This is a genomic window from Roseobacter phycocola, assembly GCF_042055075.2.
Taxonomy (GTDB): domain Bacteria; phylum Pseudomonadota; class Alphaproteobacteria; order Rhodobacterales; family Rhodobacteraceae; genus Roseobacter.
Genome location: NZ_CP194010.1, coordinates 2,620,136 through 2,644,636, shown reverse-complemented (window position 1 = coordinate 2,644,636; position 24,501 = coordinate 2,620,136). Strand labels below are relative to the sequence as shown.

28 protein-coding genes are annotated in these 24,501 nt (G+C 57.8%); 12 read left to right on the top strand and 16 right to left on the bottom strand.

What is annotated here, in order from left to right:
• Nucleotide 1 precedes the first annotated feature (1 nt).
• The 3 genes from AB4K19_RS12945 to AB4K19_RS12935 form a co-directional block, all read right to left on the bottom strand.
• On the bottom strand, nucleotides 2-1,039 hold the full coding sequence (locus tag AB4K19_RS12945; RefSeq protein ID WP_375228752.1) for a DUF2332 domain-containing protein: 1,038 nt from the start codon (nucleotides 1,037-1,039) through the stop codon (nucleotides 2-4).
• Complete coding sequence (gene pth, locus AB4K19_RS12940) at nucleotides 1,036-1,737, bottom strand: aminoacyl-tRNA hydrolase (protein WP_375228751.1); 702 nt, start codon at nucleotides 1,735-1,737, stop codon at nucleotides 1,036-1,038. Before pth ends, AB4K19_RS12945 begins: the two co-directional genes overlap by 4 nt.
• Nucleotides 1,738-1,843: 106 nt before the next feature.
• Nucleotides 1,844-2,494 carry a 50S ribosomal protein L25/general stress protein Ctc gene (locus tag AB4K19_RS12935; protein ID WP_375228750.1) on the bottom strand — a complete coding sequence of 217 codons (651 nt, stop codon included), beginning with the start codon at nucleotides 2,492-2,494 and terminating at the stop codon, nucleotides 1,844-1,846.
• Nucleotides 2,495-2,626: 132 nt separating this feature from the next.
• Here AB4K19_RS12935 and AB4K19_RS12930 point away from each other — a divergent pair, with 132 nt between their 5' ends.
• The gene (locus tag AB4K19_RS12930) at nucleotides 2,627-3,811 is read left to right on the top strand and encodes an MFS transporter (RefSeq protein ID WP_375228749.1); all 1,185 of its coding nucleotides are present in this window, start codon (nucleotides 2,627-2,629) and stop codon (nucleotides 3,809-3,811) included.
• 36 nt (nucleotides 3,812-3,847) lie between these two features.
• On the opposite strand, the gene AB4K19_RS12925 is transcribed toward AB4K19_RS12930, so the two are convergent.
• Nucleotides 3,848-5,014: an alpha-hydroxy acid oxidase gene (locus AB4K19_RS12925; protein ID WP_375228748.1), complete on the bottom strand. Its 1,167-nt coding sequence runs from the start codon at nucleotides 5,012-5,014 to the stop codon at nucleotides 3,848-3,850.
• Between the two features lie 143 nt (nucleotides 5,015-5,157).
• Between AB4K19_RS12925 and AB4K19_RS12920 the strand changes: the two genes are divergently transcribed.
• On the top strand, nucleotides 5,158-6,264 hold the full coding sequence (locus AB4K19_RS12920) for an Acg family FMN-binding oxidoreductase (protein WP_375228747.1): 1,107 nt from the start codon (nucleotides 5,158-5,160) through the stop codon (nucleotides 6,262-6,264).
• Nucleotides 6,257-6,745: a MarR family winged helix-turn-helix transcriptional regulator gene (locus AB4K19_RS12915; protein ID WP_375228746.1), complete on the top strand. Its 489-nt coding sequence runs from the start codon at nucleotides 6,257-6,259 to the stop codon at nucleotides 6,743-6,745. The genes AB4K19_RS12920 and AB4K19_RS12915 overlap by 8 nt, the downstream gene beginning before the upstream one ends.
• On the opposite strand, the gene trpA is transcribed toward AB4K19_RS12915, so the two are convergent.
• On the bottom strand, nucleotides 6,722-7,513 hold the full coding sequence (trpA, locus tag AB4K19_RS12910; protein WP_375228745.1) for a tryptophan synthase subunit alpha: 792 nt from the start codon (nucleotides 7,511-7,513) through the stop codon (nucleotides 6,722-6,724). The two genes, AB4K19_RS12915 and trpA, sit on opposite strands and share 24 nt — an antisense overlap.
• Before the next feature lie 159 nt (nucleotides 7,514-7,672).
• Here trpA and AB4K19_RS12905 point away from each other — a divergent pair, with 159 nt between their 5' ends.
• On the top strand, nucleotides 7,673-7,876 hold the full coding sequence (locus AB4K19_RS12905) for a hypothetical protein (RefSeq protein ID WP_375230893.1): 204 nt from the start codon (nucleotides 7,673-7,675) through the stop codon (nucleotides 7,874-7,876).
• 47 nt (nucleotides 7,877-7,923) lie between these two features.
• Nucleotides 7,924-9,021 carry a redox-regulated ATPase YchF gene (gene ychF, locus AB4K19_RS12900; RefSeq protein ID WP_436397851.1) on the top strand — a complete coding sequence of 366 codons (1,098 nt, stop codon included), beginning with the start codon at nucleotides 7,924-7,926 and terminating at the stop codon, nucleotides 9,019-9,021.
• Nucleotides 9,022-9,086: 65 nt separating this feature from the next.
• Here ychF and AB4K19_RS12895 read toward each other — a convergent pair whose 3' ends face one another.
• The 3 genes from AB4K19_RS12895 to AB4K19_RS12885 form a co-directional block, all read right to left on the bottom strand.
• Nucleotides 9,087-11,855: a methyl-accepting chemotaxis protein gene (locus tag AB4K19_RS12895; protein ID WP_375228744.1), complete on the bottom strand. Its 2,769-nt coding sequence runs from the start codon at nucleotides 11,853-11,855 to the stop codon at nucleotides 9,087-9,089.
• 79 nt (nucleotides 11,856-11,934) lie between these two features.
• Entirely contained in the window at nucleotides 11,935-13,089 is a 1,155-nt protein-coding gene (locus tag AB4K19_RS12890) for an ABC transporter substrate-binding protein (RefSeq protein WP_375228743.1), read from the bottom strand.
• A gap of 482 nt (nucleotides 13,090-13,571) precedes the next feature.
• Entirely contained in the window at nucleotides 13,572-14,777 is a 1,206-nt protein-coding gene (locus tag AB4K19_RS12885) for a pyridoxal phosphate-dependent aminotransferase (RefSeq protein ID WP_375228742.1), read from the bottom strand.
• 88 nt (nucleotides 14,778-14,865) lie between these two features.
• Here AB4K19_RS12885 and AB4K19_RS12880 point away from each other — a divergent pair, with 88 nt between their 5' ends.
• The 3 genes from AB4K19_RS12880 to AB4K19_RS12870 all read left to right on the top strand — a co-directional run bounded on the left by AB4K19_RS12880 (nucleotide 14,866) and on the right by AB4K19_RS12870 (nucleotide 16,128).
• Complete coding sequence (locus AB4K19_RS12880) at nucleotides 14,866-15,273, top strand: helix-turn-helix domain-containing protein (RefSeq protein WP_436397845.1); 408 nt, start codon at nucleotides 14,866-14,868, stop codon at nucleotides 15,271-15,273.
• Nucleotides 15,257-15,523, top strand: coding sequence for a succinate dehydrogenase assembly factor 2 (locus tag AB4K19_RS12875; RefSeq protein ID WP_375228740.1), 267 nt, complete (start codon nucleotides 15,257-15,259; stop codon nucleotides 15,521-15,523). Before AB4K19_RS12880 ends, AB4K19_RS12875 begins: the two co-directional genes overlap by 17 nt.
• A 92-nt stretch (nucleotides 15,524-15,615) precedes the next feature.
• Nucleotides 15,616-16,128, top strand: coding sequence for a MarR family winged helix-turn-helix transcriptional regulator (locus AB4K19_RS12870; RefSeq protein WP_375228739.1), 513 nt, complete (start codon nucleotides 15,616-15,618; stop codon nucleotides 16,126-16,128).
• On the opposite strand, the gene AB4K19_RS12865 is transcribed toward AB4K19_RS12870, so the two are convergent.
• The 3 genes from AB4K19_RS12865 to AB4K19_RS12855 form a co-directional block, all read right to left on the bottom strand.
• Nucleotides 16,122-16,835 (bottom strand): DUF1194 domain-containing protein, encoded by a 714-nt coding sequence (locus AB4K19_RS12865; RefSeq protein WP_375228738.1) that lies wholly within the window; start codon nucleotides 16,833-16,835, stop codon nucleotides 16,122-16,124. The two genes, AB4K19_RS12870 and AB4K19_RS12865, sit on opposite strands and share 7 nt — an antisense overlap.
• Before the next feature lie 3 nt (nucleotides 16,836-16,838).
• Nucleotides 16,839-17,465, bottom strand: coding sequence for a DUF1194 domain-containing protein (locus tag AB4K19_RS12860; protein ID WP_436399543.1), 627 nt, complete (start codon nucleotides 17,463-17,465; stop codon nucleotides 16,839-16,841).
• A gap of 77 nt (nucleotides 17,466-17,542) precedes the next feature.
• A complete protein-coding gene (locus AB4K19_RS12855) occupies nucleotides 17,543-17,971 on the bottom strand; it encodes a VOC family protein (RefSeq protein ID WP_375228736.1) in 429 nt (142 codons plus the stop codon).
• Between the two features lie 190 nt (nucleotides 17,972-18,161).
• On the opposite strand from AB4K19_RS12855, the gene AB4K19_RS12850 reads away from it, so the two are divergent.
• Both AB4K19_RS12850 and AB4K19_RS12845 read left to right on the top strand, forming a co-directional pair.
• Entirely contained in the window at nucleotides 18,162-18,986 is an 825-nt protein-coding gene (locus AB4K19_RS12850; protein WP_375230892.1) for a thymidylate synthase, read from the top strand.
• Nucleotide 18,987: 1 nt separating this feature from the next.
• The gene (locus AB4K19_RS12845; protein WP_436397842.1) at nucleotides 18,988-19,473 is read left to right on the top strand and encodes a dihydrofolate reductase; all 486 of its coding nucleotides are present in this window, start codon (nucleotides 18,988-18,990) and stop codon (nucleotides 19,471-19,473) included.
• 6 nt (nucleotides 19,474-19,479) lie between these two features.
• Here the strand turns inward: AB4K19_RS12845 and AB4K19_RS12840 are convergent, their stop codons facing one another.
• Entirely contained in the window at nucleotides 19,480-19,983 is a 504-nt protein-coding gene (locus AB4K19_RS12840) for a hypothetical protein (protein WP_436397840.1), read from the bottom strand.
• Nucleotides 19,984-20,283: 300 nt separating this feature from the next.
• On the opposite strand from AB4K19_RS12840, the gene AB4K19_RS12835 reads away from it, so the two are divergent.
• A complete protein-coding gene (locus tag AB4K19_RS12835) occupies nucleotides 20,284-21,465 on the top strand; it encodes a cytochrome P450 (protein ID WP_375228733.1) in 1,182 nt (393 codons plus the stop codon).
• A gap of 119 nt (nucleotides 21,466-21,584) precedes the next feature.
• On the opposite strand, the gene AB4K19_RS12830 is transcribed toward AB4K19_RS12835, so the two are convergent.
• Nucleotides 21,585-21,791, bottom strand: a complete 207-nt coding sequence (locus tag AB4K19_RS12830) for a cold-shock protein (protein ID WP_298838868.1) — start codon at nucleotides 21,789-21,791, stop codon at nucleotides 21,585-21,587.
• A gap of 185 nt (nucleotides 21,792-21,976) precedes the next feature.
• Here AB4K19_RS12830 and AB4K19_RS12825 point away from each other — a divergent pair, with 185 nt between their 5' ends.
• Nucleotides 21,977-22,294, top strand: a complete 318-nt coding sequence (locus AB4K19_RS12825) for an ArsC/Spx/MgsR family protein (RefSeq protein ID WP_375228732.1) — start codon at nucleotides 21,977-21,979, stop codon at nucleotides 22,292-22,294.
• A gap of 9 nt (nucleotides 22,295-22,303) precedes the next feature.
• Here AB4K19_RS12825 and AB4K19_RS12820 read toward each other — a convergent pair whose 3' ends face one another.
• The 3 genes from AB4K19_RS12820 to bufB are packed head-to-tail and all read right to left on the bottom strand — an operon-like array spanning nucleotide 22,304 to nucleotide 24,467.
• Nucleotides 22,304-22,849, bottom strand: a complete 546-nt coding sequence (locus tag AB4K19_RS12820) for a DoxX family protein (RefSeq protein WP_375228731.1) — start codon at nucleotides 22,847-22,849, stop codon at nucleotides 22,304-22,306.
• Nucleotides 22,850-22,872: 23 nt separating this feature from the next.
• Nucleotides 22,873-23,616 carry an HvfC/BufC family peptide modification chaperone gene (locus tag AB4K19_RS12815; RefSeq protein ID WP_375228730.1) on the bottom strand — a complete coding sequence of 248 codons (744 nt, stop codon included), beginning with the start codon at nucleotides 23,614-23,616 and terminating at the stop codon, nucleotides 22,873-22,875.
• Nucleotides 23,613-24,467: an MNIO family bufferin maturase gene (bufB, locus tag AB4K19_RS12810; protein WP_375228729.1), complete on the bottom strand. Its 855-nt coding sequence runs from the start codon at nucleotides 24,465-24,467 to the stop codon at nucleotides 23,613-23,615. The genes AB4K19_RS12815 and bufB overlap by 4 nt, the downstream gene beginning before the upstream one ends.
• Nucleotides 24,468-24,501: the final 34 nt, after the last annotated feature.

Here is a 24,501-nt window from a genome sequence, read left to right as displayed (position 1 = left end):
GTCAGGGCGTCTGCCACCGGACCCAGCGTCCGTGAAAGTCGGCGCGCCCGAGGTTCAGGGTAACGTCACCGGGCCAGAGCCGCAGGATCAGTGCGGCACCAATTCCACCCTTTGTATCGCCGTCGCTTTCCATGGACAGCCACGCGAGTGGTCGTTCGGAAGTTGCAGCAGATCCGGCGGTTTCAATCATTCTGCGTCCCCGCGTTCTGGCTTCTTCCGGGAAGTACTGCCATGCCACCGTATGCTGGATCAGATGCACATGCCCCGCAGGCGCCTCCGTTAATCTGTTCTCCAGCCAGTCGATCGCATCGCCGCGGTCGATCTGTGCATCCGTCACGGCAGCCGCCGCGCGGGTGAGCGCAAGCCGTTCCGGCTGGTCGGGCCACAGATAAGCGGTAAGGCGGAGGAGATCCTTTGCGCGGCGCGGATCAAGAGGGTTCAGATCGACCCCACGACGGTCGGCGACGACCGGCCTTTGGGAAGGGGGCAATGGGCCGTCCCAGTCCGGCGAAAGGGTCAGGGCGGCATTTTCTGGTCCAGTGGTCATGCCGGGCAGGGCGAGCGCGTAGTGATCCCACATCAGGTTCAGTCCACCACTGGCACCGAGTTCGGAAAGCCAGAAGGGCAGGTCGAAGTGTTGAGCGGCAACGCTTGCTCCCGCGATCAGCGCGGCTGACCGGCGAACCTCGTTCGTCTGTGGCGGGCTTCTGACCCAGTCCAGCATGAAATCTTCATGCGTATTCAGGGCGGACATCACGGCCGCAAGCAGCGTTTCATCATCCACTTCAACCGGCGGATAAATGGCGGCGAGGTCTGGAGCCCGGCCGCTCAGAACCAGTGCATGAAGCCCGCCCGCTGTACGCAAAGGCAAAGAATGCCCTGCGGGGCCGATGTCCCCGTCGAACGCTGCGAAATGCCGGGCAAGCGCAGTATCCTGCGGCCAGTGACCGGCCAGCAGATCAAGAAGCTGGCCCATAAACGGCGAGCCCAGAGCGCGGCAGCTGATGGCCTGATGTGCAAAGGCGTCGGGCAGGTTCACCGGAAACGATCCAGCAGCTTCTGCATAGCTGACCGTTCGTCTGACGGTTCTTCAGTTTGCTCCGGTGGTTTTTCTTTTGCCGCAGTTTTTGGCCGCGCGGCTGTGCCTTTTTCGCCGCTGCCAGATCTTTGAGGGCTGAGCCGCAAGCCGACTGCGTTCATGAATTTTGACGGATCGCCCGCTGCGAGCCAGGGCGCACCATCACTTACGCCGCGCAGAACATCATCCAGCCATTCCTGATCCGCTTTTGAAAAGTCGTGCAGGACATAGGACGGGACGCGATCCTTGTGACCGGGATGACCGACGCCCAGACGAACACGCGCGTAATCCGGCCCGATATGAGCATGCAGCGAACGCAGACCGTTGTGGCCGGCATGTCCGCCGCCGACTTTGTGTTTTACTTTGCCGGGGGCAAGGTCGATCTCGTCATGCAGCACAACAACGTCTTCGGGATCCAGTTTGAAGAATTTCAGCGCCGCCTGCACGGACTGGCCGGAATTGTTCATGAAGGTTTCGGGTTTGAGCAGAACCGCCCTGTCGGACCCAAAACGGCCCTCGCTCAGACTGCCCTGATGCTTGCCCTTCCAGGGGCCGAACCCGTGATCCTGCGCAATCCGGTCGAGCGCCATGAATCCGATGTTGTGGCGGTTTCCGGCGTATTTTGGACCCGGATTGCCCAGACCGACGATCAGTTTCAAAATTTCAGCTCCCTGATGTTGCGCTGCAGCATAGCACCGGGGCTGCCGGAACGAAATACGGGGCCGCAAAGGGCCCCGTATCCTCCGTTCCCGATGGGGAAAGGCTTTACTCTTCTGCGTCGCCTTCGGCCTCGGGTGCATCACCCTCTTCGCCGTCATCGCCATCTTCGTCATCCGAAGAGGCCAGACCTGCTGGCGCAGAAATCTGTGCGATCACGAAATCACGGTCGATCGTCGGTTTTGCACCTGCTGGCAGGTCAACGGACGAGATCGTGATGTTGTCGCCGATTTCCATTTCGGAAATGTCGATGGTGATGTGATCCGGGATATCACCCGCGGTCACAACCAGTTCGACTTCGGGGCGGATCAGCGTCAGCACACCACCTTTTTTCAGGCCGGGGGCCACATCGTCGCCGACAACTTCAACCGCGATGAAGAGGTTGATTTTTGTGGTGCGGCGCAGGCGCATGAAGTCGATATGCGTTGGCAGATCCTTGACCACGTGACGCTGCACGTCGCGGCAGATCACACGCACGTCGTCGTGACCTTCAACTTTCATGTTGAACAGGGTCGACTTGAACCGGCCTTCTTTCAGCTTCTTGAACAGAACGTTGAAAGGGATGTTGATCGGCAGCGGGTCAGTGTCACCACCAAAAACAATACCAGGAACCATGCCATCGCGGCGTGCCTGACGAGCGGCGCCCTTGCCTGTCCCCGTCCGTTCCTGAGCGACAAGATCCGGAATTTCTCCAGCCATTGATACTCTCCAATATGTAAGGGCGGACATCCTCCAAGGCTGTATGCCCGCATGAAGCCGCGCGTATAGACCGGATTCGGCCACATGGAAAGAGGTTTCTGACACAAGCGTGCTTGTGGGAAAACGGGCCCTGTGCGACACGGGCTGATGGGCCTTCTGAACGACCTCCGGATTTCGCACAAACCACTTGCGGGCTTCATCGTGATCGGTGGGGCCTGGGCTGCGTTTTTTGCCCAGATGCCAGTGGTTAAGGCGGCGATCGGCGCATCAGATGCGGTTTACGGTGCCGTGGTTCTGGTCGCCTCTCTGGGGGCTTTGGCGGCGATGTGGCTGGCCCCGCTCGCGGACCGTCTGGCGGGGCGCTGGGCCACACCTGTGGCATCGCTCATCGTGGCGCTGGGGATGTTCACGGCAGGCAGTGCGACAGGCCTTGTGCAGTTCGCTCTGGGAATGACGCTCGCGTCGGTCGGTTCCGGCGTCGTTGACGTGCTGGTCAACGTGCGCGTTTCCGAACGAGAGGAACAGGAGGGCAGGCCCCTCATGAACCTCAATCATGCGATGTATTCTTTTGCCTATGCCGGGTCTGCTCTGCTGACCGGTGTATTGCGGGAACTGGAATGGACACCCGCAGATGTGTTTCTCGCTTTCAGCGCTCTGGTAGCTGTCCTGGCCGTCATCATGCTGGAAAAACGAAGCGCGGTGATGCCGCAGGAGGCCGCGGGCGCCGCAGTGCGGCTGCCATCAGGCCTCATCTGGCTTGGCGGTGCGATTGTTTTACTGGCCTTCCTGACAGAGGCATCCTCCGAAGGCTGGTCAGCGCTGCATCTGGAACGCACGCTAGGCGGCGGGCCTGCGGAAGGTGCACTGGGGCCGGCCATTCTCGGACTGACCATGGGGGCAGGGCGGCTGGCAGGGCATCTGATGTCGTCCCGCCTTCCGGAACTGCAGCTGATGGTGGCCGCAGCTCTGACGGCGGCAGCCGGTCTGTTCCTCGCGGGTCTTGCTCCGGGCCTGATGACAGCCTACCTCGGCTTTGGTCTCACCGGGCTTGGCGTGTCGGTGATCGCACCACTTGCGCTGGCGCAGGTCGGGCGGGTCGTCCCCGCGCGCAACAGGCTTGCAGCCATCAGCCGTGTATCCGTTATGGGATACGCAGCGTTCTTTCTGGGCCCACCGCTGATGGGTTTCACCTCTGAATACTTTGGCCTGCGCGCCGGTTTTGCGCTGGTGGGCGGTATTATGTTCGTGGCGGCACTGGTTCTTGTGCCCGCGCTCGGGCGCACGGTCAGGTCGCTGCAGGACGCCGGGCGCGGCTGAAATCTGCAGCCGTCCGCCCGGCACCATCCCGAAAACTCAGCTCTGCCAGCGACCCTCGAAATCCTCCGGGACCAGCAGGTTGTGCCGCCCTAGGTTTCTGACGTCCGTTTCGCCGCAAAGTGCCATCGTGGTGTCCAGCTCTTTGTGAATGATCTCAAGCGCTTTCGTAACACCCTGCTGACCCATCGCGCCCAGGCCGTAGATGAACGCCCGCCCGATGTAAGTCCCCTGTGCGCCCATAGCGAGCGCCTTGAGAACGTCCTGACCGGAACGGATACCGCTGTCCAGGTGCACTTCAATCTCATCTCCAACTGCGTCGAGGATTGGCTTGAGCGCGCGAATGGAGCTCAGCGCACCGTCAAGCTGTCGGCCACCGTGATTGGAGACCACGATCGCATCGGCACCAACTTTGAGGGCCATTCTGGCATCTTCGGCATCCAGGATGCCCTTGAGGATCACCTTGCCGCCCCATTCCTCTTTAATCTTTGCGACCTTGTCCCAGTCGAGCGTCGGATCAAAGGATTCAGCGGCCCAGGTGCTGAGCGATTTGGGGTCAGAAATGCCTTCGACATGCCCCACGATATTGCCGAAGTCGCGACGCTTCGCACTCAGCATGCCAATACCCCAGGACCATTTGGTGGCGAGGTTGGCGATGGTTTTTGCGGTCAGTTTGGGAGGAGCAGACAGGCCGTTTTTGATGTCCTTGTGCCGCTGACCTAGGATCTGCAGGTCAAGCGTGATGACAAGCGCTGAACACTTTGCGTCTTTGGCACGCTGTATCAGTCGCGAGACATAGTCCGTATCCCGCATCATGTAGAGCTGAAACCAGAAGGGCGCATCGGTAAAGCCGGCCACATCCTCAATTGAGTTGATCGACATGGTGCTGAGCGTGAAGGGGACACCAAACTTTTCCGCAGCCTTCGCGGTCTTCATCTCGCCGTCGGCGTGCTGCATTCCTGTGATCCCGACCGGCGCGAGGGCCACCGGCATTGCAACCTTTTCGCCGATCATTTCGGATTCAGTTGTGCGCCCCGACATATCGACAGCCACGCGCTGGCGCAGACGCAGCTGGTCAAAGTCAGATGAATTTTCGCGGAATGTCTGCTCAGTCCAGCTGCCGGACTCTGCGTAGTCGTAAAACATCCGCGGCACGCGCCGTTCGTAGATGCGTTTCAGATCTTCAATATTTGTAATGGCTGGCATGGTGATTTCCAATTTTGGTTAGTTTTCATTACCAATTTTGGAAAACGCCTTCAACTCAACAAATGTTGCGGTTCGCAAAAAGTCTTGAATAGTGCAATATCGAACTATATAGTGCGATATTGAACAAACTGATGAGGCTAAACATGACCGTTTCGAGACGAAAATTCCTGACCATCGCCGGAGGTGGCACCATTGCCGCCGCAACAGCCGCATCCGCCGGCTTTCTGAACACAAGGGTTCCCCACCGCGCCATTGCACCGTGGAAACTGGCAGGGAGTTACGGAGATCCCCGCAAAAATGCGCTGAGCTACGCTCTGCTGGCTCCAAATCCGCACAACCTGCAGCCCTGGCTGGTGGAACTGGTCGGGGATGACACCGTCCTGCTTTGGCATGACAGCGAAAAAAGACTGCCTGAAACTGACCCCTTTGACCGTCAGCTGACCATCGGTTTCGGCTGTTTCCTGGAACAGATGGCACTGGCTGCCGGTGTTGCAGGGTATGACGTGCGCACTGAGGTTTTCCCGGACGGTGAAAAAGGGCCGGTGGCCAGAGCTGTTTTCGAAACAGGAGGCCAGGCTGATCCGCTTGCCGGACACATCCTGAACAGGCGGTCCTGCAAAGAGCCGTTCTCTGACAGGGAAGTGCCGGATGTCGCGGTGCGCGCTCTGGAAAGCTACGCCACGATTGTGACTGACGAAGAACGGGTAAAAGAAATCCGGTCGATCACCTGGGATGCCTGGGTTGCCGAAATGCAGACGCCCCGAACGCTGCATGAATCCGTCGATCTGATGCGGTTTGGCAAGGCCGAGATAAACGCGAACCCTGACGGCATTGATCTTGGGGGGCCATTTCTGGAAACACTGATGCTCACAGGTCTTGTCAGCCGGTCAGTTCAGAGTGATCCGGAGAGCCGGGGGTTCCGGGAGGGTGTCAGAATTTACGACGAAATGCTGCATGCGACACCTGCCTATGCCGTTCTCAGATCCGCCGGAAATGATAAGGCGGATCAGGTTCGTGCGGGGCGGGACTGGCTGCGCCTTAACCTGCGCTGCACATCACTGGGTCTGTCGCTCCATCCGGTCAGCCAGTGCCTGCAGGAGTTTCCGGAAATGGCGCTTCAGTACGTGCGCATTCACGACCTGCTCGCGACGAATGGAGAGACAGTTCAAATGCTTGGCAGGCTGGGCTATGGTCCGGATGTGGCGCAATCACCGCGCTGGCCACTGGAGGCAAAACTGTTGAATGGCTGAAGACCCGGTCACGCTCTGTTTCGAGGTATTCAACGAAATAGGGATCATCGAACAACTCAGCAGAACCCTGCTGGAGGCGCGATTGCCGGATGGGCTGATCGCGCCCCATTTCGGCGTCATCAGCCATCTTTCCAGGCGCGGTGATGGACGGACACCCATGGAAATCGCACGCGCGTTCCAGGTGCCGAAAACCAGTATGACTCATACGATCAAGGGCCTGGAAGCACACGGCCTCGTCGAGGTGCATCCCAATCCGAAGGATGGCAGGTCAAAACAGGTCTGGCTGACGCAGGCCGGGCGCAGGTTCCGCGACGAAACGATTACCGCGATGATCCCGGACCTGAACAGGCTGTCGCAGGTTTACGAGATGCAGAAGCTCGTAGAAATTCTGCCGGCACTCCGGGAATTACGGGCGGTTCTGGATGCCGATCGCGACAGTCCGGCGGAGAGTGTTGCTTCAGACGGAATGCGCGCCGTCTGAGAGCGAACGGACAAAAGCAAGCACGTCTTCGGTGCTGTCTCCGGCTGCGATCCTGCTGACAATCGCCGATCCGACAACCACACCATCGGCCACACCCGCGATTGAACGGGATTTCTCCGGCGTGTTGACCCCAAAACCGACCACGACAGGCAGGCCGCTTGCTTCGCGGATGCGGGATACTTCGGGACCTACATCATCTGCCTGCGCCTCTGCCGCGCCGGTGATGCCGGTGATCGAGACATAGTACACAAAGCCCGACGTGTTCTGAACTACACGCGGCAAACGTTTGTCATCCGTTGTTGGTGTCGCAAGGCGGATGAAATTGAGCCCTGCGGCCTGGGCGGGAATGCACAGTTCGCTGTCTTCTTCCGGCGGCAGATCCACGACGATCAGGCCGTCAATTCCGGCTTCCGCGGCATCCTTGAGGAAACGCTCCACGCCATGGCTGTAGATCGGATTGTAATAGCCCATCAGAACAATCGGCGTTTCATTGTCCGTCTCGCGGAAAGCTTTGGCCAGCTCGAGCGTCCGCAGCAGTGTCATACCACTTTCAAGCGCGCGCTGGCCTGCAAGCTGAATGGTCGGCCCGTCCGCCATCGGGTCGGTAAAGGGCAGGCCAAGCTCAATGATATCCACGCCCGCGTCCGGCAGGCCGCGCACGATTTCCAGCGACCGGTCAAAGTCCGGGTCGCCGGCCATGATGTACGAAACAAATGCTTTCTTTCCCTGGCGGGCAAGTTCGGCGAACCGGTCATCGATGCGGGTCATTGGTGGTGCTGCCTTCCTGAAGTCTCAGGCACCGAATGCCGAAATCGGACGGGGAAATCAATGCATCATACCGTCCCGGCAGGGGTGGATTTCCGGCGATGGGGCAAAAACAGGTCGATTTCCCCTCAATATCCAACATTCCGGGCCTATATTGGCGTTATGAACTATCTTCTCGCTATACTTTTGCCCCCGCTTTCGATTCTGCTGACAGGCCGTCCTATTATCGCGATCCTGGTGTTCATTATCTGGATACCGGCGCTTTTCTTCTCGGGTGGGCTTACACATCCGATGTTCATTCTCCTCGCCTGGGCGCTGATCTTTCATGCGCGCGAAGACAGGCGGCACCGTCGGGACTTGTCCTGAGCCTGCGCAGGCCCTAAGGGAATGCGCCAGCAACAAAGGACAGTGTCATGGGCTTCAAAATGGGAATCGTGGGTTTGCCGAACGTCGGTAAGTCCACTCTGTTCAACGCGCTGACCCGCACAGCGGCGGCACAGGCGGCAAATTTTCCTTTCTGCACCATTGAGCCGAATGTCGGTGAGGTTGCTGTACCGGACGAGCGGCTCGACAAGCTGGCTGAGATCGCAGGCTCGCGCCAGGTTATTCCGGCACGTATGACATTTGTCGATATTGCGGGTCTTGTAAAAGGCGCTTCCAGGGGGGAGGGGCTGGGCAACCAGTTCCTGGCAAATATCCGTGAGGTCGATGCGATTGCGCATGTCCTTCGATGTTTTGAAGATGGTGACGTCACGCACGTTGAAGGGCGCGTTGATCCCGTTGCGGATGCGGAGACGATTGAGACCGAACTCATGCTTGCGGATATTGAGAGCATCGAAAAGCGGCTGCAGAACATTGTCCGCAAAGTGCGGGGTGGAGACAAAGATGCCGTCCAGCAGGAACGGCTGATGAAGATGGCACTCGAAGCTCTTGAGGCGGGACGTCCGGCGCGGGTTGTCGAGATCGACGAGGAAGATGCGCGCGCATGGAATATGTTGCAGTTGCTGACGACAAAGCCTGTTCTTTACGTGTGCAATGTTGGTGAGGGCGAAGCGGCATCGGGCAATGCCCTGTCTGCACAGGTTGCGGAAATGGCGTCCGCTCAGGGCAATTCGCATGTGATTATTTCTGCGCAGATTGAAGAAGAGATCAGTCAGCTCGAGCCTGACGAAGCGGATATGTTTCTCGAAGAGATGGGCCTCGCTGAGGCCGGGCTCGATCGTTTGATCCGCGCAGGCTACAGTCTGCTAAGGCTTGAGACTTACTTTACAGCGGGGCCAAAAGAAGCGCGCGCCTGGACAATCGGCCAAGGTACAACTGCCCCGAAGGCCGCAGGTGTGATACACGGCGACTTTGAGAAAGGCTTTATCCGGGCCGAGACTATTTCCTACGACGATTATGTATCGCTTGGCGGTGAAAACGCCGCAAAGGATGCAGGAAAGATGCGCGCAGAAGGGAAGTCCTACATTGTCCGCGATGGGGACGTTCTGCATTTCCTGTTCAACACCTGACTTTTCGGTCGGGTCAGGCAAAATCTGGCCAACCGGCCTAAATTTTTCAGGCCGGCTTCAGTGTTTCAGGCGGCGTCGCTGTCCTGATGGAATTGTTCGTCCGGTATTTCACCGTCCGCCACCCGGAAGCTTGAGATGGTTTGAGACAGGTGAGACGCTTCAGCCGTGAGCGACTGGCTGGCTGCGGTGGTCTCTTCGAACATAGCCGCGTTCTGTTGCGTGCCCCGGTCCAGTGCTTCGACCGCAGTGTTGATTTCTGCAATGCCACTCGATTGTTCTGAGGCCGACAGCGCAATGTCCGATACGTTTTGCGACACGTCGACGATGCCCTTGAGAATCTGCCCAAGTGCTTCCTTGGTATCATCCATAAGAGTGACACCTTTTTCGACATGGCCGGTTGAAACAGTGATCAGTTCGTTGATCTGCAACGCTGCTTCGGAGCAGCGATGCGCCAAAATACGCACTTCGGATGCGACGACAGCAAATCCCCTGCCGGCATCACCGGCACGCGCCGCTTCCACACCCGCGTTGAGCGCAAGAAGGTTGGTCTGGAACGCAATTGAGTCAATCACTTCAACGATCTTGGCAATTTCACCCGACGAGCTCTCAATTTCTCCCATGGCCGCCACAGCGTCCCGCATCACGGTCTCGCTGGATTCCGCGTCGGTTTTGACCCTTTCAACCGTGCCGGCCGCGTCAGTTGCACCTTTTGCCGCTGACGAAACGCTGCTGGTCAGCTCATTGAGCGCAGCGGCTGTTTCCTCAAGAGTAGCAGCAGAATTCTCAGTGCGGCGCGACAGATCGAGTGCAGATGACGCGATTTCAGCGCTGCTGGTGTCAATAGTGCCGGCACTTGCCCCGATACGACGCACGAGGTCGGAGAGGTTTTCAACAGCCATGTTATAGTCGGTTTTCAGAGCAGCATATTCGTCCGGGAACTCCGCACGGATCAGATGCGTCAGGTCACCCGACGACAGTTTGCGAAGACCGGAAGCAAGTTCGCCGACGACTGTTTCCTGTTCCCGGGTGCGGGCTTCGCGCTCCGCTTCCCGCGCCTGGCGTTCTTTCTCGTCCCTTGCGCGTTCTGCTTCCTCGCGTTCACGAAGTTCCTTTTCCCGTCTGGCTTCGGCCTCGCGTTCCTTTTCTTCGGCGTCGCGCTTGGCCTGCTCCGCCTTGCGCTCGGCTTCGCGCATTTCAGCTTCGCGTTTTTTCTCTTCTTCCTGCATCTGCAGCCGTTCGAGAGCACCGTTCCGGAAAACTTCAAGGGCTCGCGCCAGTCTGCCGATCTCGCCTTTGTAACGGGACGCATTTTCGATTTCAGAAAGATCGCCTTTTGCCAGTCGTTCCGTTACCGCCGTTACACTGTTCAGAGGACGGGTCACCATAGCCCATATCAAGAGAGGGGCTGCGGCGACGATTGCGGCGCTCAGCAAACCGATCAGTTGCAGGTTGGACCTTGCAGAGGCAACTTCGGAGTTCAGCTGTGCTGCTGCAGCCTCGATCTGGCTCTGGGAAGCGGAGGCATATTCGCTGACCGCAAGCGAGATATCCCGCACCGCCTCTGCCGCGACAGCTGTTGCATCCATCGCATTGGCCTGCGCATCAAAGGCAGCTGCCCGGATTGCCACGATACCTGTCTCGGCATCTGCTATGTCGAGAATGGCATCCAGTGGCGAAGCGATTTCAGGGTCGACGCCACTTTTTGCGTCGAGCAGGCGCTGACCTGCTACACGCAAACCGTCCGCGCGTTGTGCCAGTTCAGTAGCGTCCCGTGACAAGGCGGTCTGCATCGCTGACGAGAAGAACGACTGAACAGCGGAATCCAATGTCGCCTGCGTTCTAATGCGCGCCACCTGGTCATCGAGAAGCGATTGAATCGCTTCCGAATTATTGGTTTTAGCATCGTCACTGTTGATGACCAGTTCAAAATAAATATCGTCCATCGAAGAGGAAAGCGCTGCATCGATTTCCTGACGAAGGGACAGAATGTCAGAAGGCCGCAATTGTCTTCCCGTTGGTCCGAATGCCTTTCGATATTCCTGCTGAGACCGTGCAACAAGCGTTGCAACTTCCTCGGTTGCAGGTGCTTTAGCGATAATGGGAAGCAGGCCTGACAACCTGTCATCCGCGGCATTGCCAAGATCCGCAAGGATCGACCGGATAGCGGTATCCCGGGTTTGGGTCATGCCAAGAGCCAGACCTGAGATCAGGTTGACTTCTGCACGCACTGACAAAGCCGACTGATATAGCGCAAAGTCCTCTTCTATCAGTTGCGTCAGGGTCGCATCGATGTCTGAGATTGTGTCTTCGCCACCAATGATCAGGTCGAAATAGGCACTGTCGGATGTTTCAGCGAGCAGACCAGTAGCGGTGTTGGCGCGTTCCAGTGCTGCGGCGACAGCGTTTGCCACGCCTTCCACGCTCTGAAATTCAGCGTCGCGTGCGCTTCTGAGGTTCGCAAGCGCGGTTTCCACCGTATCTATTTTTGCTGACAGATCTTCCTGTTTACCGGGCTCAAAGGCCGAAGCCGCGTTGCGTATGTCTTCGAGTACAAGTTGCGTTTTGAAATCGAGCGATTTCAGGTCTTCGGGTTCTGACGCGATGAGCAGGTCTGAGAGGAGGCCTCTCAACCGGTCAGCCACTGAGACCACTGATGCGCTGTCCCTGAGTTCAGGAAGGCGCTCGTCTGACAGGACGGTCATATTCGTCGCCATAGATTGAAAAACGATCCAGCTGACAACAATCGCTGCTGTCGTGGTTGCCGCGAGTGCACCAAAAATCAGCGCCAGGCGAACGAGTACGGAACCAAAGAGGCGTGATGCCAGATTTTTCATGACGAATACTTTCCGGTCAGAAATTCATTTGGGGTTGTGTTCGGTCCGCCCGGCTGTAACCCGGACGGACCGGGGCGTTTTAGCTGCCGGGAGACATTGCGGTGAAGGATCCGTCCGTCTCGATCCTGGTAAGGAATACATCCTCGGACCCCTGATTGTCACCAGCGCCGAAGGTCATGGTCATACCGCCGAAGTCCACGGTTCCCAGGCTGTTCATCGCAGCCATGAATGTTTCGCGCGTCAGGTCTGCACCTGCGTTGCGCAGCCCTTCAATGGTCAGGCGTCCGGCGACGTAACCTTCGAGCGAAACAAAACCGGGCTCCGCAGAAGCATCGAGCGCGCTCAGAGCAGCCTGGTATTCAGCAACGATGGGCAGGTTTGTGTCCCAGGGTTGCGGAACCACCTGGCTGATGATCACCCCTTCGCCGTCGGCACCCAGCTCTGCTGCCAGCGCCTTGGAGCCCACAAATGAAATCGTCACAAACGTTGCGTCCATTTTCATCTTACGGGACAGTTTGATGAACTCTGCCAGTGGCTTATACGCGCCGACCATCACAATCGCCTGCGGTTTTGCTTTGCGGATTTCCAGCAGGGCGGATTTCACAGCAACGGTGTTTCGCGTGTAGCTGCCTTCAGCAACCAGAGACATGCCACGGGCTTCCAGCGCTTTGGTGACTCCGGAAAGCCCGACGCGGCCAAAACCGTCGTCCTGATACAGAATAGCGATGTCTGTCATGCCTTCGACGTCCACAAGGTGATCGATCCAGGCCTGTGTTTCCGCGTCATAGGTTGCACGGACGTTAATTACGTTGTCGAGTTCCGGCGCACGCAGGAAACCGGCACCTGTAAACGGAGCGATCATCGGCATACCCGCATCGGTGGCAATGGGCTGTGTGGCTTTTGTGGTTGGTGTTCCCACGGGCCCCACCAGCGCGAGATAGTCGTCACCGCTGATAATGGTCCGGACTTCGGCCACGGAGCGGTCGGGCTCATAGCCATCGTCAATACTCGTCAGCGAGATCATACGGCCATTGATGCCGCCAGCGCGGTTGGCTTCTTCAAATGCAGCCAGCATACCCTGACGCATGCCGGTGCCGAGTGCCGCAGCCGGGCCTTCCATTGCGGCGACCTGGGCCAGTTTGATTGTATCGTCCGACACGCCCTGATCGGCGGCCAGCGGTGCAGCAACGCACAGCGCGGCAGCGAAAGCTGTCATTCTGGAGAGATGGAACATTTTGGAAATTTCCCGGAACTGTTAAAACTGCGACATACTGGCGCGCAAAACATTCAACAAAGCTTTAATCCGGAAACGATGGCTCCGCAGGAAATCTGCGCGGCCCCGCAGGGACCTCGGGAAATGAAGCGGCAGATTTCCTGTGATATCGATTACTTTTCAAAGTGTTACGGTTTCCGGGGCTGCTGGCCTTCACAAAGACGGGGGTGCTGTCCGAATACTCTTCATTTTACGGCAGTTTTTAGGTGTCGCGAACAACATGGAGATTCTTCCCGTTATGCGGGAATTTCGGGACTCTAGGCTGCCCCGGATTCGAGCACTTCCCGGAGACTGCCATCCCGGTATTACGGGATCAGGCTGTTCCGTATGCGCAGGCTCCTACAAGCCCCCGTGGCAGCTCAGTTCGCCACTGACCTGAGATCCAATAGCAGCAAGTGTCGGGTTCGGGATACGACCGGCGCGGATGCCGGTCGCAAGGGTCTTCAACCGGTCAGCGCCGCACAGAATTTCTGGATCCGGGTGCATGCCTCGGTCAGCGCTTCATCCGAGGTCGCATAGCTGACGCGAAAATTCGGACTCAGACCAAAGGCCGCACCAAATACAACCGCAACGCCGGTTTCTTCCAGCAAGGCCGTCGCGAAGGCTTCGTCGTTCTCGATGACTGCACCACCCGCCGAGGTTTTACCGATCAGCCCGGCAATCGACGGATAAACATAAAACGCGCCTTCAGGCTTGGGGCAGGTGATACCATCAATGGCATTCAGCATATCCACCACCAGATTGCGGCGGCGTACGAACATCTCGTTGTTCGGTGCGATGTAATCCTGTGTGCCGTTCAGCGCTTCGACTGCGGCCCATTGGCTGATGGTGCAGGGGTTTGACGTGCTCTGGGACTGGATTTTCCGCATTGCCGCGATCAGCTTTTCCGGACCAGCGGCATACCCGATCCGCCATCCGGTCATTGCATAGGCTTTAGACACACCGTTCACGGTCAGTGTCCGGTCATAAAGTCCCGGCTCCACCTGCGCCGGCGTGCAGAACTCGAAGTCGTCATAGGCCAGATGTTCATACATATCGTCTGTCATCACCCAGACGTGCGGATGGCGCATCAGGACGTCCGTCAGCCCTTTAAGCTCTTCCCGGCTGTAACCGGCACCGGTTGGGTTGCTGGGGGAGTTAAAGATGAACCACTTGGTTTTTGGCGTAATTGCAGCCTCAAGCGCATCGGGTGTCAGCTTGAAATCCTGTTCCAGGGTCGCTGGTGCGATGACAGGCTCACCGCCGGCCAACAGGACCATATCCGGGTAGCTGACCCAGTAAGGAGCCGGGATGACAACTTCTTCGCCGGGGTTCAGCGTCGCCATCAGTGCGTTGTAAAGGATTTGTTTACCACCTGTGCCCACACTGACCTGAGATGGCTTGTAAGTCAGGTCATTGTCGCGGGCGAATTTATCGCAGATTGCCTGCTTAAGCTCTGGAATTCCGTCCACGGCGGTGTATTTGGTCTTACCGGACGAGATTGCCGCGACAGCGGCGTCTTTGATGTTCTGCGGTGTGTCAAAGTCCGGTTCCCCGGCACCAAGCCCGATAACATCCCGGCCTGCAGCCTTGAGCTCACCGGCTTTGGTTGTGACAGCAATGGTCGGGGACGGTTTGACACGCGCAAGTGTCGCAGAAAGCAATTCCATGTCGGCCTCTGGTTGATAGGACTGAGGCGCATTGTTAGGGGCCATCCCGGCATGTATCAAGCGCGATAACAGACAAGGAGACTTCAGAATGGACGATTTCCAGGACTGGTACGGACCTGATACGGCGACTTTCGGTGACAGGGTGGCTGCAGCCCGCGAGGCGGCAGGTATGAACCAGAGCGAACTCGCACGCCGGCTGGGTGTCCGCGTCGCGACGCTGCGCGCCTGGGAAAATGACCTGAGCGAGCCGCGGGCGAACAGATTGTCCATGATGGCCGGTCTTCTGAATGTTTCGATGATGTGGCTGATCAACGGCGAAGGTGTCGGTCTGGACGCACCCGGCAACGAAGGCGAGCTTTCAGCAAGCTCGGCGGATATCCTGAACGAGATTCGCGATCTGCGCGCCGACATGCTGTCGCGTGTTGAGCAACTTGGACGCCTCGAAAAGAAACTCCGTCAGACACTGGTGACCGAGGCCCATGACGGAACTGCATGAGCATCGTCTGAAACGGCTGAAGATGCGGTCTATGCGGCGTGGGATCAAAGAGATGGATCTCATCCTGCAACAATTTGCTGAAACCAGTCTTGATGGGATGAGCGATGATGATCTCTCACTTTATGACGCCATGCTCAGTGAGAATGATCACGATCTATACCAGTGGGTTAGCGGGCAGGCACCAGCACCCGATCCCTATCAGGCGATGATCGAGCGCATCATCGGACAGCTGCCTGGAACGCACGTCTGAAACCAGCGCACGCTGGTTTTTCATGTTTTTAACGAAATATTGGCGTTTCCGTCTCAATTTCTGTGCAAATCAGAATGAATCGGAGCGCGTGTATGAGTATCCAGGATCAGATCCAGACAGACCTGCCGCAAGGCGGTCAGAACCAGGGGTTCATGATCAGTTATCTTGAAGCCCTTTCGCTGGTGGAGCGTCTCCACCGGCTTCTGCTTGATGTGATCAAGGATGAGTTCGAACGGGTTGGTGTGCTTGAGATCAATGCGGTCCAGGCACTGTTGCTGTTTAACATTGGCGACAATGAAGTCACTGCGGGAGAGCTGAAAAGCCGTGGCTACTACCAGGGCAGTAACGTCAGCTACAACCTGAAAAAGCTGGTCGAAATGGGCTATATGCACCATCAGCGCTGCGAGATTGACCGCCGGTCGGTGCGTGTGCGCCTTACAGACAAGGGGCGCAAAATCCGCGATGTGGTTTCGACGCTGTTTTCACGGCATGCCGAAGGGCTTGAAGACAAAGGCGTGCTGGGTCCGGCGGGCATTGATGACATTACGTCGTCTCTGAAGCGTATGGAACGCTACTGGTCCGACCAGATCCGTTATATCTACTGAAGCTCGCTGATCGCAATTCCATCCAGTTCGCGTTTTATTTTCAGTGTCATGGCGTCTGCATATGCCTCGAACCCGATTGCAGTCTGCACGAAAGCGTCCGGGCCGGTTATGACCTCGGCCCGGAAATAAGACGAAAGCTCGCCCAGTTCCTGCTGGCGTCTGTCACCCGATGCCGGTGCGTCAGCTCCGATGACAAGTGCATTAACTGTAATGCCCTGTTCTGACAGTGCTTCTTTGACATCACGGGGGCGGGGTCCGAGGTTGGACTTGCCATCCCCAGAAATATCCAGCGTCCGTTTCCAGCAGTGACTTTTCTGTCCGAGAAGCGACGCGCCTGTCTTCATCGCTGTGCCAAGCGCGGTGCCCGGATTGCTGGCGCGACGCTCAGTACGCGACAGTGTTACGCTGATCTGCCTGAGGTCGTCTGCGTTGCGCAACTCCGTCCAGGGCACAAGGATGACCTGATCATCGGGTCCGCTCCATTCATAGACAATAATGGACACGGGCGCGGCAGGCGTTGACAGTAACAGAGAAGCAACTTCCTGATTGTTGAGCGCTGTCACCAGCCCGTCGATCTGCAATCTGTATTCCCGCAGGTCGACAGAACCGGAGACATCCAGCCCGAGCGCCAGCGCCTGGCGACACGCCGCATTGCTGGTGTGCGCAGTTGCGCAGAGCAGGCACAGTGCAACGAACTCAGGCCGCATCGCTTATCCTCCCGGCGCAACCTTTCCGGCCAGCCCGATGACCGGTGGCGTGACTTCGCGCTCAAGTTTGCGTCGCATCGCGCGCTCGTAGTCGTCAAACCCCTGAGCAATTTCGATAAAGGCACCCGGGCCATGCAGCACTTCGGCTTTGTAAAAGGCAATGAGACCGGTCTCTGCTTCAAAATCCGCGCCATTGACGACGAGCCCGTTGACCGTAACGCCTTCAAACGGAAAGGCTTTATACGCCTGTTCAGGGCCAAACCCCTCGTTATTCTGACCGTCACCGGCTATGTCGATTGTCCGGTAAAGACAGTCAGGGCCGCGTTCCAGAAGACCTGCACTATATCCCAGTGCATATCCCATCGCTGTCGGAAAATCATTGTGGCTGCGTGTACTGGCGGCGACGGTCTCGGCAACACTGACCAGCTTTGCGGGCCCGTCAATCAATGTCCAGTCCAGCAACAGCTCCTGGTTGTAGCGCCCCGACCACTCGAAAATTGCCAGTGCTACGGGGACATCGCTGGCAAAAAAGGCCCTCACAACTTCCGGCGCGGTCAGCGCGGCAACAAGACCACCGCGCTGAAGGGCATCTTCTCCGGCATCGACCGAACTGGATACATCCATTGCCATGACGAGCGCCAGCCGGCACTCAGAAGCCTCTGCTGCCGCGGCGCCCAGAAGAATGGCGCCTGTCAGGGTTGACCAGATCACCAATGTCCGGTGTTTTCCATGCTGGACCAGGGCTCTGCAGGGGGCAGGTTGTCACCTTCCTGAAGCAGTTCGATGGAAACGTTGTCCGGTGAGCGGACAAAGGCCATGTGGCCGTCTCTCGGCGGACGGTTGATTGTTACCCCGTTGTCCATCAGATGCTGGCACACCTCATAGATATTGCCGACGCGGTACGCCAGATGCCCGAAATGACGGCTGTCCGACGGCAACCCGTCATCGCCATCCCAGTTGTACGTCAGCTCCACGGGGCATTCTTCCTGACCCGGAGGCGCCATAAAAACCAGTGTAAACCGACCGCCCTCGCTTTCGTGGCGGCGCGTTTCCTCCAGCCCGAGCAGTTTGTAAAAGGCAATCGAGTCCTCGAGATTTTTGACGCGGACCATTGTGTGAAGATACTTCAGTGACATGGAAATTTTCCCGTATTTTTGTGAATTCCATACAAAACCTAACACGTGTGGCGGCGGTTGCCACCCACCGGCGCGCGATCGTGAAGAGACCTGTGCGCTCCTGCTTTGCCTTGGAAAAATAATCCGGTAAAGCTGACGCATGGGCATGAATCTGAAAGCCGCCCGGCCTGATTTCGCAGGAGAGATAATTTTGCAGCAGTATCACGATGCCTTGCGCATGGTTCTGGATCATGGCACCGAATCGTCCGACCGGACCGGTACCGGGACGACCTCGTATTTTGGTCTTCAGTGCAGATACCCGCTCAGCGATGGGTTCCCCCTTGTGACGACCAAAAAACTGCACCTGCGTTCGATTATTTACGAACTTCTTTGGTTTCTCTCCGGTGACACAAACATCCGGTATCTGCAGCAGAATGGTGTGTCCATCTGGGACGAATGGGCCGACGAAAACGGTGATCTCGGCCCTGTTTATGGGCATCAGTGGCGTCATTTCCCCAAAGTATCCCGCACGGACGACGCTGAGGCCCGGGTTCTGATCGGAGAAGTCGACCAGATCAGCAATCTGGTCGAGGCCATACGCGAGACACCTGACAGCCGCCGGCTGATTGTCTCTGCGTGGAACCCCGGCGAGGTGGATCAGATGGCGCTGCCACCCTGTCACACGCTGTGGCAGGTGCGGATCATTGGCGGCAAGCTCCATCTTCAGCTCTACCAGCGCTCTGCTGACATGTTCCTCGGTGTGCCGTTCAATATCGCATCTTATGCGCTTCTTCAGGTGATGCTGGCCCATGTCACTGGCTATGAGCCGGGTGACTTCGTCCACACGATGGGGGATGCCCATATCTATTCGAACCATATGGAACAGGTCCAGACACAGCTCGAACGCACGCCGCGTGATCTGCCGACGCTCCGGCTGACCAGAGAGGTGAAATCCATTTTTGACTTCCGGTACGATGACTTTGAATTTGTGGGGTATGATCCTCTGCCGGCGATAAAAGCGCCTGTGGCTGTCTGATATGCTGACATTGATTGTGGCGCGGGCGCGGAATGGTGCCATCGGCCGGAACAACGAAATCCCATGGCATGCGCCGGAAGATCTGAGGCTTTTTCAGCGCGAAACCGTTGGTGGCGCGCTGGTGATGGGGCGGAACACCTGGGAAAGCCTGCCGGTCAGGCCGTTGCCCAGACGACTGAACTGTGTGGTGTCGCGTGACAAAAGCGTGGCGGACATGGTGGTTTCCGACCCTGTCGGCGCCGTGGCTGCGTGCTACGAGGCAGGTTACACAAGGATCTATGGGGCCGGGGGGCAGAAAATCTATCAGGATCTGATGCCGCATGCGCAAAGGTTGCTTATCACGGAGGTTGACCTGGTTGTGCCGGAACCTGACGCCGTGTTTCCCGACTTTGATCCTTTGGACTGGCGCGAAGTCCGCCAGATGCCGGTCAGGTCAGAAGACCCGGCCTGCACGTTGCGCGAGCTGATCAGGATACAACGTGCCTGATGGTGTTCAGCGGCACCGTTTTCTGAGCTTGCCGTTCTTTTTGTAGCATGACGGATCGTATTCGTTTTCTGCGACGACCTCGTCTCCGGGTTCGCCGGCTTCAGCGGAGTCGCTTGACCCGGATTTTTTCTTCTGAGCTTTCTTCGAACCGGCTGTTTTTTCCGGCTTTTTGTCTTTCTGGGAGGGTTTGGTTGCAGGTTCTTTTGCGGTGTCGGAGGGGTTCTCCGCTGCCGTATCAGGCGCAGAAGCCTTATCTTCGTCAGCCTTTTTGCTGGTGTTGTCTTTGGAGCCGCCTGACGCGCTACTGCCGTTTCCGGACGACGTTGTGCCGGTTGATGCAGTATCCCTCGCTCCACTGGTAGATTTATGAGCACCGTCGTCGACCGGACTGTAGCCCCCCTGCGCAGGGCGACGGCGATCTCGCCCGCCGGATGGGTCGCGCTCGGTCAATACTTCCTCGCCAACCTTTTCGGCCAGAACCTGCGTGCCGTTTGAGGTCATTTCCAGCACGCCGGCAGCAAGGCTGATAATCAGAGCTGAGACCACGACGAATTCGGACGTGACACTCCCGTTCTGATTTCTGACGAACCTTTTCAGCGTTGCCGGCAGTGGGGCGTGCGCAACATGCGCAGAACTGGTGAAAAACACGGGAAAACTCTCCGGGCAATCGTTACAAACTTACTGAAAATGGTGTTTAGATGCGGGAGAGGGCGCAAAGAGGAAATCAATTGGGCAATTTCGGGTCATGTTTGAGAGGGGTGCCGCAGCGTCTCAGCCTGCCTGCACCTTTCGGCCCGGACAGATTTCACGATGCTTGACCTGACGGACCTGCCTTCGGATTTTCATACGGACCCCGCGCCGTATTATGATCAGCTTCTGGCCCGTCAGCCGGTGTGTCCGCAACCGGACGGCTCAGTCATTCTGTCGTCCCATGCTGATCTGATGACCGTCTACCGGGATACGCAGCGTTTTGTGTCGGACAAGAAGGCAGTCTTTGCGCCTAAATTCGGCGAAAGCACGCCGCTGTATGAGCACCATACGACCAGCCTCGTGTTCAATGACCCGCCTCTACACACGCGTGTCCGGCGGATCATGTCCTCGGCGCTGACGCCCCGGGCACTTCAGCGGATGGAGCCTGGCCTGATCGCAACTGTCGACCGCTTGCTGTATGAATTGCCCGCCGCGCCGGATCTGATCTCTGATTTTGCAGCCCGTATCCCCATTGAAGTGATTGGCAATCTTCTTGATGTCCCTCCCGACGAACGTGCTCCCTTGCGGGACTGGTCCCTGAGCATACTAGGGGCTCTGGAACCTGTCTTGTCGACGGAACAGCAGATGCGTGGCAACGACGCCGTCACGGCCTTTGCAGAATATCTCTCAGATCTTATTGCGCGGCGCAGATCGCATCCCGGCGATCCGGAAACGGACGTCCTGACGCGGCTGATCGATGGTGATGAAACGGGGCGGCTTTCTTCGTCAGAGCTCATACATAACTGTATTTTCATTCTGAATGCCGGTCACGAAACGACCACCAACCTGATCGGCAGTGCGCTGGGGCTGCTTTTTGATCACCCGACGCAGCGAGATGCGTTGTGCAGGACGCCAGATCTTATCGACGGTGCGATCGAGGAAGTTCTCAGATGCAGGTCCCCGAACCAGTTTGGCAACCGGGTCGCAACACAGGAGGCGGTATTTCAGGGCACAATCGTTCCGGCCGGGACGAACCTGCATTTGTGCATCGGTGCCGCGAACAGGGACCCTGGCGTTTTTCATGATGCGCGTACGTTTGACATCACACGTTCGCCGAACCGTCATCTTGCGTTTGGCGGGGGACCACATGTCTGTGTTGGTCTGACACTGGCGCGCATGGAGGGACGTATCGCGCTTTCCCGCCTGCTTGACCGCTGCCCTGACTATCGCCTGACAGACCGGCAGGAGGCTGGTCGCGTACGGTTTCGCGGATATTCATCACTGCGGGGCGAAATGACCTGACCGGGTGAAAGGAACATTTGGCGGCCTTGTCACCCACAGAAGCAGCCGCCGCAGGCAGCGGCGACCGTCATATTCCGGTCAGGGGTGTCAGGCCGCCGTGCGCCGGCGACCGGGGATCATCAGAGAAGCTTCAGGTCACTGGCCATCTGACGGCCGTCACGGCCCTCGGTCAGCTCGAAGCTTACTTTCTGGTCATCGGCAAGGCCTGTGAGCCCAGATCTTTCTACAGCGGAGATATGGACGAAAACGTCAGATCCCCCTTCTTCGGGCGCAATAAATCCATAGCCCTTGGTCGTATTAAACCATTTCACGGTGCCAGTAGGCATTGTTCCGTGCCTCCTTTCCACTTGTGCTGCACCGGGTGGACGGTGCGGCTGAATTTGAGAAACGATCTTTGCATTCCACAATCGTTCCACACCCTAGACATTGCTCGTTGTCTCTGAAAATCAAGGGGAAGCGGTCGGAACTGTGCCGGTTCCTGCCAGAATTGACACCTGTTTGAGGACAAATTGTGCATCTTTACGGGCTTAAAAACTGTGATACCTGCCGCAAGGCGCTGAAGTCCCTGTCAGGGGCGGAACTGGTGGATGTGCGTGCCGATGGTATGCCTGCTGATCTGCTGGACCGGGCGCTGGCGCAGTTCGGCGAAGCGCTTGTAAACACACGCTCAACAACATGGCGCGGGCTTGATGAGGCTGAACGGGAAGCGCCGAAGGCTGAACTCCTCCGGCGCTATCCTGCTTTGATGAAACGGCCGCTGATCGATGATGGATCAACGCTCTATCTGGGCTGGACCCCTGAAACCAGGGCGTCGCTCGGGGTGGCGTAAGCCGGGTTTTCAGGCTTCTGGCTTGCGGCGAAAGGCCGCGTCGAGAGACAGGGGGCCAGCGCCTTTGATCACCAGCACCAGAAGCAGAAACACCCAGAATGCGCGCTGATCCAGGATGACGCTGTCGGGGAACCGGTCAAACCAGGCGCCGAGAGTTTCTTTGTGTTCCAGACCGCCATGACCGAACAGGTCAGTAAGGGACTGTACGATCACAAACCCGATTATACCAAGAGCTGAGAGCCGGGTGAAAAGGCCGATCACGATCAGCGCAGGCAGGATAAACTCAGCCCATGTGCCGGCAACGACGACGGCCCAGTGAAACGTTGTCAGCTGAGTGACATCGTATGTCACAGCTTCCATGGCTTTGGGAAAGATCTGCGCATAAGCACCGACCGAAGGCGAGAACAGGCCGCCGATACCGTCTCCAAGCTTGGTCAGACCGGAAACCCAGAAATACAGCAGCAGCGTCGCTGCGAAAATCAGCCGTGCGAGGCTCGAAAGAAGCCAGTCCGCCCGCGAGAGGCGATCGGTGACAGATGTGTATAGGGCAATCATTCTTCAGTCCTTTGTTCGGGCGGTCATACCAGCGTTGTGAACGCCTGCGTCTGTAGTGTGAGTGAAAGTGCAGCTGCGAGATCAAATGTTGGCAGGTCTGTCTGAGCCGCGGCATGGGCATCGCCAAGTGTCTGCCCCTGTGACAGGGCTTCGATCCAGGTTGCAGCGCCTTCGGGCATGAGGTGGGGCGTGGGATCAAACCCGGGCCTGGTGATCAGGACATCCTGAGCAACGGCCTGAGGTTTCGGCGCGTCGGCAACATTGTTGAAACGCCAGAGATCAAACAGTGGCCAGCGGGAGCGCAGCCAGACAGTTGATGGCGCAGGACGCAGCCGCAGTGCCATCAGTGTTTCCGGATCGGTCTGCAGAACGTCCGGATCCAGCGGTGGTGCATCGGCGGCATGATAGGATCTGCGCAGTGCCAGATCGAGGCGCGCGCAGTCTGCGAGGTAGCCGATATGCGCCAGAGGTTCGAAACCGGCGACAAAATCCGGAAAGCTCTCGCCATAATACATCATCAGCGGAGACACTGGCGGATGGCTGCGGACATAGAGCGCGGCCAGCTGGCCGAAATTCTGCGCGCCAACCAGTTTGCGTACCAGCGGGAAAGCTGTGGCCAGTGCTTCGGAAAGAGAAACGACCACGTTATTGCGATAAACAGAAAACCGTGCACCGGCCGGTCCTGCCTGCGCATCCTGAAGACCGGCAGGCACATCCCTGTCTGCATCCAGCAATGCAGCGCGGAATTCTGTCTGGGAAACGGTCATTTTACCGGTTGCAACACGTCAGCTGCGCGGCGCGCATCGGCCTGCAGTTCAGGCCATTCCGGTACATCATTGTCCCATTCAACAAGAACAGGGCGCGGGCCGGTTTTCGCAAGCGTGTACGACAAAAGGGACCAGACGGGGTCTGCAACGGGCTTGCCGTGACTGTCGATCAGCAGTGGTGCGCCATGGTCGTCAGTGTCTTCATCATGACCGCCGACGTGTATCTCGCCGACTGCATCAAGCGGGTATGCATCGATGTAGCCCTGCGGCGAATACCCGAGGTTGGTGGCAGAGATGAAAACGTTGTTCACATCGAGCAGAAGACCACACCCGGTGCGCCGGACGATTTCAGCCAGAAATCCCGTTTCATCCCAGCTGCTTTCCTCAAACGCAAGGTAGCTTGAAGGGTTTTCAAGAAGCATGCGCATCCCGAGTGCTGTCTGCACTTCGTCAATATGTGCGCAGACGGTGTCCAGCGTCTGATTGGTGTAGGGCAGGGGCAGCAGGTCATTCAGGAACTCCGCGCCGTGCGTTGACCACGCCAGATGCTCCGAGAAGCTCGCGGGTTTGAGCCATCCTGTCAGGTCTTTCAGCCGTGCCAGATGGTCCTGGTCCAGCGGGCCTTCGCCGCCGATGCTGAGCCCGACGCCATGCACAGATACTGCAAAGCTTTCGGCAAGGCTGCGCAGCTGTGCCAGCGGACGCCCACCGGAACCCATGTAGTTCTCGGCGTGAATCTCGACCCATGTCACAGGGTCCGGATCGCTCATCAGATCGGTGAAATGCTGCGGTTTGTACCCAACACCTGGTGCGTCAGGCAACCGTTCAAAGCGGGGGGAGTTGTCCAGCACAGGAAGTCTCCTGTCGGTTGTTCGGGTACAGAAA

Excerpts from the sequence above, each read along its gene's own strand:
- AB4K19_RS12880 (WP_436397845.1), top strand. The coding sequence starts at position 14,866 with ATGGACGATTTCCAGGACTGGTACGGACCTGATACGGCGACTTTCGGT.
- ychF (WP_436397851.1), top strand. The coding sequence starts at position 7,924 with ATGGGCTTCAAAATGGGAATCGTGGGTTTGCCGAACGTCGGTAAGTCC.
- AB4K19_RS12895 (WP_375228744.1), bottom strand. The coding sequence starts at position 11,855 with ATGAAAAATCTGGCATCACGCCTCTTTGGTTCCGTACTCGTTCGCCTG.
- AB4K19_RS12890 (WP_375228743.1), bottom strand. The coding sequence starts at position 13,089 with ATGTTCCATCTCTCCAGAATGACAGCTTTCGCTGCCGCGCTGTGCGTT.
- AB4K19_RS12860 (WP_436399543.1), bottom strand. The coding sequence starts at position 17,465 with ATGGCAATGGATGTATCCAGTTCGGTCGATGCCGGAGAAGATGCCCTT.
- AB4K19_RS12820 (WP_375228731.1), bottom strand. The coding sequence starts at position 22,849 with ATGATTGCCCTATACACATCTGTCACCGATCGCCTCTCGCGGGCGGAC.
- AB4K19_RS12865 (WP_375228738.1), bottom strand. The coding sequence starts at position 16,835 with ATGCGGCCTGAGTTCGTTGCACTGTGCCTGCTCTGCGCAACTGCGCAC.
- AB4K19_RS12830 (WP_298838868.1), bottom strand. The coding sequence starts at position 21,791 with ATGCCTACTGGCACCGTGAAATGGTTTAATACGACCAAGGGCTATGGA.
- AB4K19_RS12855 (WP_375228736.1), bottom strand. The coding sequence starts at position 17,971 with ATGTCACTGAAGTATCTTCACACAATGGTCCGCGTCAAAAATCTCGAG.
- AB4K19_RS12815 (WP_375228730.1), bottom strand. The coding sequence starts at position 23,616 with ATGACCGTTTCCCAGACAGAATTCCGCGCTGCATTGCTGGATGCAGAC.
- AB4K19_RS12935 (WP_375228750.1), bottom strand. The coding sequence starts at position 2,494 with ATGGCTGGAGAAATTCCGGATCTTGTCGCTCAGGAACGGACGGGGACA.
- AB4K19_RS12905 (WP_375230893.1), top strand. The coding sequence starts at position 7,673 with ATGAACTATCTTCTCGCTATACTTTTGCCCCCGCTTTCGATTCTGCTG.
- AB4K19_RS12845 (WP_436397842.1), top strand. The coding sequence starts at position 18,988 with ATGCTGACATTGATTGTGGCGCGGGCGCGGAATGGTGCCATCGGCCGG.
- AB4K19_RS12925 (WP_375228748.1), bottom strand. The coding sequence starts at position 5,014 with ATGCCAGCCATTACAAATATTGAAGATCTGAAACGCATCTACGAACGG.
- AB4K19_RS12920 (WP_375228747.1), top strand. The coding sequence starts at position 5,158 with ATGACCGTTTCGAGACGAAAATTCCTGACCATCGCCGGAGGTGGCACC.
- AB4K19_RS12835 (WP_375228733.1), top strand. The coding sequence starts at position 20,284 with ATGCTTGACCTGACGGACCTGCCTTCGGATTTTCATACGGACCCCGCG.
- trpA (WP_375228745.1), bottom strand. The coding sequence starts at position 7,513 with ATGACCCGCATCGATGACCGGTTCGCCGAACTTGCCCGCCAGGGAAAG.
- AB4K19_RS12915 (WP_375228746.1), top strand. The coding sequence starts at position 6,257 with ATGGCTGAAGACCCGGTCACGCTCTGTTTCGAGGTATTCAACGAAATA.
- AB4K19_RS12870 (WP_375228739.1), top strand. The coding sequence starts at position 15,616 with ATGAGTATCCAGGATCAGATCCAGACAGACCTGCCGCAAGGCGGTCAG.
- AB4K19_RS12885 (WP_375228742.1), bottom strand. The coding sequence starts at position 14,777 with ATGGAATTGCTTTCTGCGACACTTGCGCGTGTCAAACCGTCCCCGACC.
- AB4K19_RS12875 (WP_375228740.1), top strand. The coding sequence starts at position 15,257 with ATGACGGAACTGCATGAGCATCGTCTGAAACGGCTGAAGATGCGGTCT.